An 8,810-nucleotide genomic window follows, 5' to 3' on the forward strand; every position below is an offset into this window, starting at 1 on the left:
CGCCAGGCGCAGCTCGGCGATCCGTACGTGCCGCCGGCCGCGCGCAAGCCGACCGCCGGCACGCAGACGACGGGCGCCGCGCTGCATGCGCAGGTGGTGCGCAAGCTCGCGCGGCAGTTCAGCGCGGCCGACTCGCAGAACACGGGTTCGATCACCGAATCGCAGGCGCGCGCGGCCGGCCTCGGTTATGTCGCGAACCACTTCCGGCAGATCGACTCGAGCGGCAACGGCCGCGTGTCGTTCGCGGACGTACAGCGCTACATGCAGGCACGCAGCACGAGCCAGCAGTAAGCGCGGCGCGCGGTGAACCAACGGGGGCGGAACCTGCGACACGGCGGGTTCCGCCCCCGTGCACATGGCGCGGCCGTTACGGCGTGCCTGCCGCGGATTTCCGACGAATTCTCATTATCTGGGCAACGCATTCAAATATTGGAGGCGAGTGCGTGCGCTCCTACAATCCGAAGCACATCGACAGCTTCGGACCCACGCATCGCGCGGCGCCCGACGCACACGGAGACACCTTCCATGAAGTTCGCCGGGCGCTTTATTCGGTGCATCGACCGCCGCCTCGCCGCGATGCCGGACGCAGTTCCGGCGTCGCGCGAACGGCTTCACCGGTTCCGTTGAAGAAGCCCGCCCCATGACCAAGATGCCCGACTCCCTTGCCCTCGACGCCCGGCGCGCGACGCCGGACGATGCGTCGCTGACCGACAGCATCGGCGCGACCAGCACGCCGCTCGATCTCGCTGCCCAGCAGGCCGGTACGCAGACGCTGCTGCGCGGTCTGGCGATCCTCGAGGCGATCGCGAACGGCGCGCGCGACATGCGCGCGATCGGCGCCGCACTCGGCACGACGCGCAGCACGACGCATCGCCTCGTCAGCAGCCTCGTGCAGGCGCGCTACCTGCGGCAGGTGCAGGGCGGCTACCTGCTCGGCCCGAAGCTGATCGAACTCGGCACGATCGCGCTCGAGCAGATGCCGCTCACCGCGGTCGCGCGCCCGCACCTCGAAGCGCTCGCGGAAGCGACGCTCGACACGATCCATCTCGGCGTGCGCGATGGCGACGACGTGCTGTACATCGACAAGATTCCCGGTACGCGCGGCCTCGAGATGCGCTCGCGCGTCGGCCACCGGATGCCGCTCGCGTCGACCGGCATCGGCAAGGCGATGATGCTCGACCTCGATCCCGACCTGTGGCGCTCGCTGTTCGAGGCCGCACGGCGCGCGCTGGCCGGCGTCAATTTCAAGCCCGACAACCGGCCCGAGACGAGCGCGTTCCTGCAGCGCATGGCCCATTACGCAGCGGGCGGCTATACGTTCGACCTCGAGGAGAACGAGGCGTCGATCCGCTGCGTGGCGGCGCCGATCCGTGACGCATCGGGCGCGGTCGTCGCGGCGGTGTCGGTGGCGAGCACGATTCCGTACATGCCGCACGACCGGATGGACGAACTGATTCCGCTCGTGCAGCGCGAAGCGCGAGCCATTTCCGCGGAACTGGGCTGGAGCCCGCCGCAGGGTACCCGCAGGATCAAACGATGACGACTTCGACCCGGCCCGTTCCGGATGCCACCTCCGCCACCCCGTCGCTGATCGCGCTCGACTGGGGCACGACCTCGCTGCGCGCGTATCTGTACGACGCGCACGGCGCGCTCATCGACATGCGCAGCCGTCCGGCGGGCGTCATGCATGTACCGGGCGGCGGCGCGCGCGCGTTCGACGCGGTGTTCGAGGAAGCCTGCGGCGACTGGCTCGACCGCTCGCCGGGCCTGCCGGTGCTCGCCGCCGGGATGGTCGGCAGCGCGCAGGGCTGGCGCGAGGCGCCGTATGTCGCGGTGCCGGCCGGAGCCGACGCGCTCGTCGCGGGCCTCATCACGGTGACGACCTCGCGCGGGGCGACGATCTCGATCGTGCCGGGCGTGATCGCCACGGGCGAATTGCCCGACGTGATGCGCGGCGAAGAGACTCAGATAGTCGGCGCACTCGCGAGCGATCCCACGCTTGGCGCCGATCGTTCAGGGGTACTGATCGGCCTGCCGGGCACGCATGCGAAATGGGCGTGGGTGACGGACGGGCTGATCGAGCGGTTCCAGACCTTCATGACCGGCGAGCTGTTCGCGGTGCTGCGCGACCACACGATCCTCGGCCGCACGATGCGCGCCGGTGCGTCGCCCGATCGCGCGGCGTTCGTGCGCGGCGTATCGGTCGCGCGCGGCGCGCGGCACACGGGTCTGCTCGCGACGATTTTCAGCACGCGCACGCTCGGCCTGACCGACCGCCTCGCGCCCGATGCGCAGGGCGACTACCTGTCCGGCCTGCTGATCGGCCATGAGCTCAACGCGCTCGACGCGATGCTCGCGGAGCGCGGCATCGCGCTCGCGGACCAGCCGCTGCTGCTGATCGGCGACGACGGCCTGTGCGCGCGCTACGCCGATGCGCTCCAGGAATTCGGCCACCCGCACGCGCGAGTCGTCGCGCATGCGACCGAGCGCGGCCTGTGGCGGATCGCGTCGCGCGCCGGGCTCGTGCGCGCGGACGGCGAGCCCGTCTGCGCCGACCAATGAACCGATTGCAGAGGAACCCCTGATGCCGTCCGACCTTACGTTACCCGCGCCGTACACGCCTCACGCCGCGCTGATGCGCGCGTTCGACGCGTGTCCGCTGATCGCGATCCTGCGCGGGATCACGCCCGCCGAAGCGGCCGACCACGGCCGTGCGCTGTACGAAGCCGGCTTCCGGATCGTCGAGGTGCCGCTCAATTCGCCGGAGCCGTTCGGCAGCATCGCGGCGCTGCGGCGCGCGCTGCCCGACGACGCGATCGTCGGCGCGGGCACGGTGCTGCGCGCGGAGTATGTCGATCGCGTGCAGGACGCGGGAGGCTCGCTGATCGTGATGCCGCACAGCGACGCGGCCGTGATCCGCCGCGCACGCGAGCGCGGCCTCGCGAGCGCGCCGGGTGTCGCGACGCCGACGGAAGCGTTCGCGGCGCTCGCGAACGGCGCGGACGTGCTGAAGATGTTCCCGGCCGAGCAACTGGGCGTGGTCGTCGTGAAGGCGTGGCGCGCGGTGATCGACCGCGCGGTGCCGCTGATCCCGGTCGGCGGGATTGCACCCGACAACATGCAGCCGTTCCTCGCGGCCGGCGCGACCGGCTTCGGGCTCGGTTCGGCGCTGTACCGGCCCGGCCAGCCGGCCGACGAGACTGCCGCGAACGCGCGTGCGTTCCAGGCCGGCCTGCGCGCGGCGCGCGGCGGAGCCGCATGATGGGCCGCCTCGCGGACAAGGTCGCGATGGTGACGGGCGCGGGCCGAGGCATCGGCGCCGCGATCGCCCGCGCGTTCGTTCGCGAGGGCGCGGCCGTCGCGCTCGTCGATCTCGACCTCCCGCAGGCACAGCGCACGGCCGCCGGGATTGCACACGACATCGCCGGCGCGCGCGTCCTGGCGCTGCAGGCGGATGTCGCACGCCAGGATGCGGTGCGCGATGCCGTGGCGCGGACCGAGGCGGCGTTCGGCCCGCTCGACGTGCTCGTGAACAACGCGGGCATCAACGTGTTCGCCGATCCGCTGACGATGACCGACGACGACTGGCGCCGCTGCTTCGCGGTCGACCTCGACGGCGTGTGGCACGGCTGCCGCGCGGCGCTGGAAGGGATGGTCGAACGCGGTCGCGGCAGCATCGTGAACATCGCGTCGACGCATGCATTCAGGATCATCCCGGGCTGCTTTCCGTACCCGGTCGCGAAGCACGGCGTACTCGGTCTCACGCGTGCGCTCGGCATCGAATACGCGGCGCGCAACGTCCGCGTGAACGCGATCGCGCCGGGCTACATCGAGACGCAACTCACGCGCGACTGGTGGGACGCGCAGCCCGATCCGGCCGCCGCGCGCGCCGACACGCTCGCGCTGCAGCCGATGAAGCGGATCGGCCGGCCCGAGGAGGTCGCGATGACGGCCGTGTTCCTGGCGTCCGACGAGGCGCCGTTCATCAATGCCGCATGCATCACCGTCGACGGCGGGCGTGCGGCGCTGTACCACGACTGACACGATTGACGTAGCGATTCGAAAGACCGCACGTGCGACGGCCGCGCGCACGCTGCGTCGAAACCAACAAGCGGCTGCATCCTGTTCGATGAAGACAAGGAGACACTGGAGATGAAACGCAGAACGTTCGTAACGCTGGCCGCCGCGGCCGCGGTGGTGATCGGGAGCCCGGTTGCGCATGCGGCCGATCCGGTCAAGATCGGCTTCCTGGTGAAGCAGCCGGAAGAGCCGTGGTTCCAGGACGAGTGGAAGTTCGCCGAGATGGCGGCGAAGGCGAAAGGCTTCACGCTCGTGAAGATCGGTGCGCCGTCCGGCGAGAAGGTGATGAGCGCGATCGACAACCTGTCCGCGCAGAAGGCGCAGGGCTTCATCATCTGCACGCCCGACGTGAAGCTCGGGCCGGGCATCGTCGCGAAGGCGAAGTCGCACAACCTGAAGATGATGACGGTCGACGACCGCCTCGTCGACGGCGCGGGCAAGCCGATCGAGTCGGTGCCGCACATGGGGATCTCCGCGTACAACATCGGCAAGCAGGTCGGCGACGGCATCGCGGCCGAGATCAAGAAGCGCGGCTGGGACATGAAGGATGTCGGCGCGATCGACATCACCTACGAGCAGCTGCCGACCGCGCACGACCGCACGAGCGGCGCGACCGACGCACTGGTGGCCGCCGGCTTCCCGAAGGCGAACGTGATCGCCGCGCCGCAGGCGAAGACCGACACGGAGAACGCGTTCAACGCGGCGAACATCGCGCTCACGAAGAACCCGCAGTTCAAGCACTGGGTGGCGTACGGCCTGAACGACGAGGCCGTGCTCGGCGCGGTGCGCGCGGCCGAAGGGCGCGGCTTCAAGGCCGACAACATGATCGGCATCGGCATCGGCGGCTCCGATTCGGCGCTGAACGAGTTCAAGAAGCCGCAGCCGACGGGCTTCTACGGCACCGTGATCATCAGCCCGAAGCGCCACGGCGAGGAAACCTCCGACCTGATGTACGCGTGGATCACGCAGGGCAAGGCACCGCCGGCGCTGACGCTGACGACGGGCATGCTCGCGACGCGCGACAACGTGTCGAAGGTGCGCGACGAGATGGGGCTCGCGTCGAAGTAAGCGGCCCGCCGGCTGCCGCGGCGATGCGGCGGCCGGCGGTCGATCGATTCCGGAAGTGGAGAGGCGACGTGTCAGCGGCACTGCGTTTTGACAATATCGGCAAGGTATTTCCCGGCGTGCGCGCACTCGACGGCATCTCGTTCGACGTGCATGCGGGCGAGGTGCATGGCCTGATGGGCGAGAACGGCGCGGGCAAGTCGACGCTGCTGAAGATTCTCGGCGGCGAATACCAGCCCGATGCGGGCAGCGTGCTGGTCGACGGCCGGCCCGTGCAGTTCGCGAATGCGGCCGCGTCGATCGCGGCCGGCATCGCGGTGATTCACCAGGAGTTGCAGTACGTGCCCGACCTGACGGTCGCGGAAAACCTGCTGCTCGGCCGCCTGCCGAATGCGTTCGGCTGGGTGAGGAAGCGCGAGGCGAAGCGCTACGTGCGCGAGCGGCTCGCGGCGATGGGTGTCGACCTCGATCCCGACGCGAAGCTCGGGCGGCTGTCGATCGCGCAGCGGCAGATGGTCGAGATCTGCAAGGCGCTGATGCGCAATGCGCGCGTGATCGCGCTCGACGAACCGACCAGTTCGCTGTCGCATCGCGAGACCGAGGTGCTGTTCAAGCTCGTCGACGACCTGCGCGCGCAGGGCCGCGCGCTGATCTACATCTCGCACCGGATGGACGAGATCTACCGGCTCTGCAATGCGTGCACGATCTTCCGCGACGGGCGCAAGATCGCGTCGCACGAATCGCTCGCCGACGTGCCGCGCGAACGGCTCGTCGCCGAAATGGTCGGGCGCGAGATTTCGGATATCTACCATTACGCGCCGCGCACGCTCGGCGACGTGCGGTTCTCCGCCGAAGGCGTCGACGGCCATGCCCTGCGCGAACCCGCGAGCTTCTCGGTGCGCGCGGGCGAGATCGTCGGCTTCTTCGGGCTGGTCGGCGCGGGCCGCAGCGAGCTGATGCGGCTCGTGTATGGCGCGGATCACCGGCGCGCGGGCGTGCTGACGCTCGACGGCGCGCGCATCGACGTGAAGCGCACCGGCGACGCGATCCGCCACGGCATCGTGCTGTGCCCCGAGGACCGCAAGGAAGAAGGGATCATCGCGATCGCGTCGGTCGCGGAGAACATCAACATCAGCTGCCGCCGCCATTCGCTGCGCGCGGGGCTGTTCATCAACCGCAAGGCCGAAAGCGAAACCGCCGACCGTTTCATCCAGCGGCTCAAGATCAAGACGCCGAACCGGCGCCAGAAGATCCGCTTCCTGTCGGGCGGCAACCAGCAGAAGGCGATCCTGTCGCGCTGGCTCGCGGAGCCCGACCTGAAGGTCGTGATCCTCGACGAGCCGACGCGCGGGATCGACGTCGGCGCGAAGCACGAGATCTACGATGTGATCTACCGGCTCGCGGAGCGCGGCTGCGCGATCGTGATGGTGTCGTCGGAGCTGCCGGAAGTGCTCGGCGTGTCCGACCGCATCGTCGTGATGCGCGAAGGCCGGATCGCGGGCGAGCTGCCGCGCGAACGGGCGAACGAGCACGCGGTGCTGAGCCTGGCGCTGCCGCAGACGAGCGCCGTCGAGGCGGCCTGACGCGGGACACGACAATCGAATCGGACGCGCGGCACGGGCCGCGCGATGCAGGAGCAGGAGACACAATCATGCAAGTCAACGAAAACCTCGGCAGCGCCGCCGTGAAGCCCACGGCCGACGCGCTGGTGCCGCAGCAGAGCGACCGCCAGAAGTGGTGGCAGCACCTGACCGAATACAGCCTGATCGCGATCTTCGCGGTGATGTTCATCACGATGTCGCTGACGGTCGATCACTTCTTCTCGATCGACAACATGCTCGGCCTCGCGCTGTCGATCTCGCAGATCGGCATGGTCGCGTGCACGATGATGTTCTGTCTCGCGTCGCGCGACTTCGACCTGTCGATCGGCTCGACCGTCGCGTTCTCGGGCGTGCTGTGCGCGATGGTGCTGAACGCGACCGACAACACGTTCGTCGCGATCGTCGCCGCGGTCGCGGCCGGCGCCGCGATCGGCTTCGTGAACGGCGCGGTGATCGCGTACCTGCGCATCAACGCGCTGATCACGACGCTCGCGACGATGGAGATCGTGCGCGGGCTCGGCTTCATCGTGTCGAAGGGGCAGGCGGTCGGCGTGTCGTCGGATACGTTCATCGCGCTCGGCGGGCTCACGCTCTTCGGCGTGTCGCTGCCGATCTGGGTCACGCTGCTGTGCTTCATCGCGTTCGGCGTGCTGTTGAACCAGACGGTGTATGGCCGCAACACGCTCGCGATCGGCGGCAATCCCGAGGCATCGCGTCTCGCGGGGATCAACGTCGAACGCACGCGCGTGTACATCTTCCTGATCCAGGGCGCGGTGACGGCGCTCGCGGGCGTGATCCTCGCGTCGCGCATCACGTCGGGCCAGCCGAACGCCGCGCAGGGCTTCGAGCTGAACGTGATCTCCGCGTGCGTGCTCGGCGGCGTGTCGCTGATGGGCGGCCGCGCGACGATCTCCGGCGTCGTGATCGGCGTGCTGATCATGGGCACGGTCGAGAACGTGATGAACCTGCTGAACATCGACGCGTTCTACCAGTACCTCGTGCGCGGCGCGATCCTGCTCGCGGCCGTGCTGCTCGACCAGCTGAAGAACCGCGGCGTTCGCGACTGACCCCGGCCTGCCCTGACGGAGACGAACCGCATGACCATCGACACTTCCGCGCACGACGCGCACACCACGAGCCACGCGCGCTATGCACGGTATCCGAGCCTCGAGGATCGCGCGGTGCTGATCACGGGCGGCGCGACCGGCATCGGCGCGGCGTTCGTCGAACACTTCGCGTTGCAGGGCGCACGCGTCGCGTTCGTCGACCTCGACGCGGCCGCCGGCGCCGCGCTGGCGGACAGCCTCGCGCACGTACGCCATGCGCCGCTGTTCATCCAGTGCGACCTGACCGACATCGGCGCGCTGCGCCATGCGATCGACGCGATCCGCGCGCGCATCGGCGCGATCGCGGTGCTCGTGAACAACGCGGCGAACGACGCGCGCCACGCGATCGGCGACGTGACGCCCGAATCGTTCGACGCGGGCATCGCGGTGAACCTGCGTCACCAGTTCTTCGCCGCGCAGGCGGTGATCGACGACATGAAGCAGCAGGGCGGCGGCGCGATCATCAATCTCGGCTCGATCAGCTGGATGCTGAAGAACGGCGGCTATCCCGTCTACGTGATGGCGAAGGCGGCCGTGCAGGGGCTGACGCGCGGCCTCGCGCGCGACCTCGGCCCGTTCGGCATCCGCGTGAATTCGCTGGTGCCGGGCTGGGTGATGACCGACAAGCAGCGCCGGCTGTGGCTCGACGACGCGGGCCGCGCGGCGATCAAGGCCGGCCAGTGCATCGACGCCGAACTGCTGCCCGCCGATCTCGCGCGGATGGCGCTGTTCCTCGCGGCCGACGACAGCCGGATGATCACCGCGCAGGACGTGATCGTCGACGGCGGCTGGGCCTGACCGTTCGCACGACCCGTATCGTTTCTTCGACGAAGGAAAGGAGTTCATCATGACCGCCACGTCCTCGCGCGCATCGTCGTCCACCAGCCAGTCGCGCCGCGCGCGCCTGGCCGCCGCCGCGCAGCCGGTCAGCCCCGGCCCGCAGACGGCCGCCTTCGCG

Annotated in this window: 9 protein-coding genes; all 9 read left to right on the forward strand. The window is 69.5% G+C overall.

From position 1 onward, the window contains the following. A partial coding sequence (locus DPV74_RS36080; RefSeq protein ID WP_162923236.1) for an EF-hand domain-containing protein occupies window positions 1–291 on the forward strand: 291 nt, incomplete at its 5' end. Between the two features lie 349 nt (window positions 292–640). Further along, window positions 641–1,540 carry an IclR family transcriptional regulator gene (locus DPV74_RS36085; protein WP_021161879.1) on the forward strand — a complete coding sequence of 300 codons (900 nt, stop codon included), beginning with the start codon at window positions 641–643 and terminating at the stop codon, window positions 1,538–1,540. Then, window positions 1,537–2,562: a 2-dehydro-3-deoxygalactonokinase gene (locus DPV74_RS36090; RefSeq protein ID WP_119338920.1), complete on the forward strand. Its 1,026-nt coding sequence runs from the start codon at window positions 1,537–1,539 to the stop codon at window positions 2,560–2,562. Before DPV74_RS36085 ends, DPV74_RS36090 begins: the two co-directional genes overlap by 4 nt. 22 nt (window positions 2,563–2,584) lie before the next feature. Continuing rightward, on the forward strand, window positions 2,585–3,262 hold the full coding sequence (locus DPV74_RS36095; protein WP_119338921.1) for a 2-dehydro-3-deoxy-6-phosphogalactonate aldolase: 678 nt from the start codon (window positions 2,585–2,587) through the stop codon (window positions 3,260–3,262). Further along, window positions 3,262–4,041 carry an SDR family oxidoreductase gene (locus tag DPV74_RS36100; protein WP_042976654.1) on the forward strand — a complete coding sequence of 260 codons (780 nt, stop codon included), beginning with the start codon at window positions 3,262–3,264 and terminating at the stop codon, window positions 4,039–4,041. Before DPV74_RS36095 ends, DPV74_RS36100 begins: the two co-directional genes overlap by 1 nt. A 111-nt stretch (window positions 4,042–4,152) precedes the next feature. Then, a complete protein-coding gene (locus tag DPV74_RS36105; protein ID WP_027788415.1) occupies window positions 4,153–5,148 on the forward strand; it encodes an arabinose ABC transporter substrate-binding protein in 996 nt (331 codons plus the stop codon). A 68-nt stretch (window positions 5,149–5,216) separates the two neighbouring features. Then, window positions 5,217–6,728, forward strand: a complete 1,512-nt coding sequence (gene araG / locus DPV74_RS36110; RefSeq protein ID WP_060205189.1) for an L-arabinose ABC transporter ATP-binding protein AraG — start codon at window positions 5,217–5,219, stop codon at window positions 6,726–6,728. Window positions 6,729–6,796: 68 nt separating this feature from the next. Beyond that, complete coding sequence (araH, locus tag DPV74_RS36115; protein ID WP_048026113.1) at window positions 6,797–7,813, forward strand: L-arabinose ABC transporter permease AraH; 1,017 nt, start codon at window positions 6,797–6,799, stop codon at window positions 7,811–7,813. A 30-nt stretch (window positions 7,814–7,843) separates the two neighbouring features. Next, the gene (locus tag DPV74_RS36120) at window positions 7,844–8,650 is read left to right on the forward strand and encodes an SDR family NAD(P)-dependent oxidoreductase (protein ID WP_060359804.1); all 807 of its coding nucleotides are present in this window, start codon (window positions 7,844–7,846) and stop codon (window positions 8,648–8,650) included. Window positions 8,651–8,810 lie beyond the last annotated feature (160 nt).

This window comes from Burkholderia sp. HAN2018 (assembly GCF_024704855.1).
In the GTDB taxonomy this organism is placed as follows: domain Bacteria; phylum Pseudomonadota; class Gammaproteobacteria; order Burkholderiales; family Burkholderiaceae; genus Burkholderia; species Burkholderia cepacia.

Bases quoted from the DNA above. Each gene is read 5' to 3' on its own strand.
- DPV74_RS36085 (WP_021161879.1), top strand. From the start codon at position 641: ATGACCAAGATGCCCGACTCCCTTGCCCTCGACGCCCGGCGCGCGACG.
- DPV74_RS36090 (WP_119338920.1), top strand. From the start codon at position 1,537: ATGACGACTTCGACCCGGCCCGTTCCGGATGCCACCTCCGCCACCCCG.
- DPV74_RS36095 (WP_119338921.1), top strand. From the start codon at position 2,585: ATGCCGTCCGACCTTACGTTACCCGCGCCGTACACGCCTCACGCCGCG.
- DPV74_RS36100 (WP_042976654.1), top strand. From the start codon at position 3,262: ATGGGCCGCCTCGCGGACAAGGTCGCGATGGTGACGGGCGCGGGCCGA.
- DPV74_RS36105 (WP_027788415.1), top strand. From the start codon at position 4,153: ATGAAACGCAGAACGTTCGTAACGCTGGCCGCCGCGGCCGCGGTGGTG.
- araH (WP_048026113.1), top strand. From the start codon at position 6,797: ATGCAAGTCAACGAAAACCTCGGCAGCGCCGCCGTGAAGCCCACGGCC.
- DPV74_RS36120 (WP_060359804.1), top strand. From the start codon at position 7,844: ATGACCATCGACACTTCCGCGCACGACGCGCACACCACGAGCCACGCG.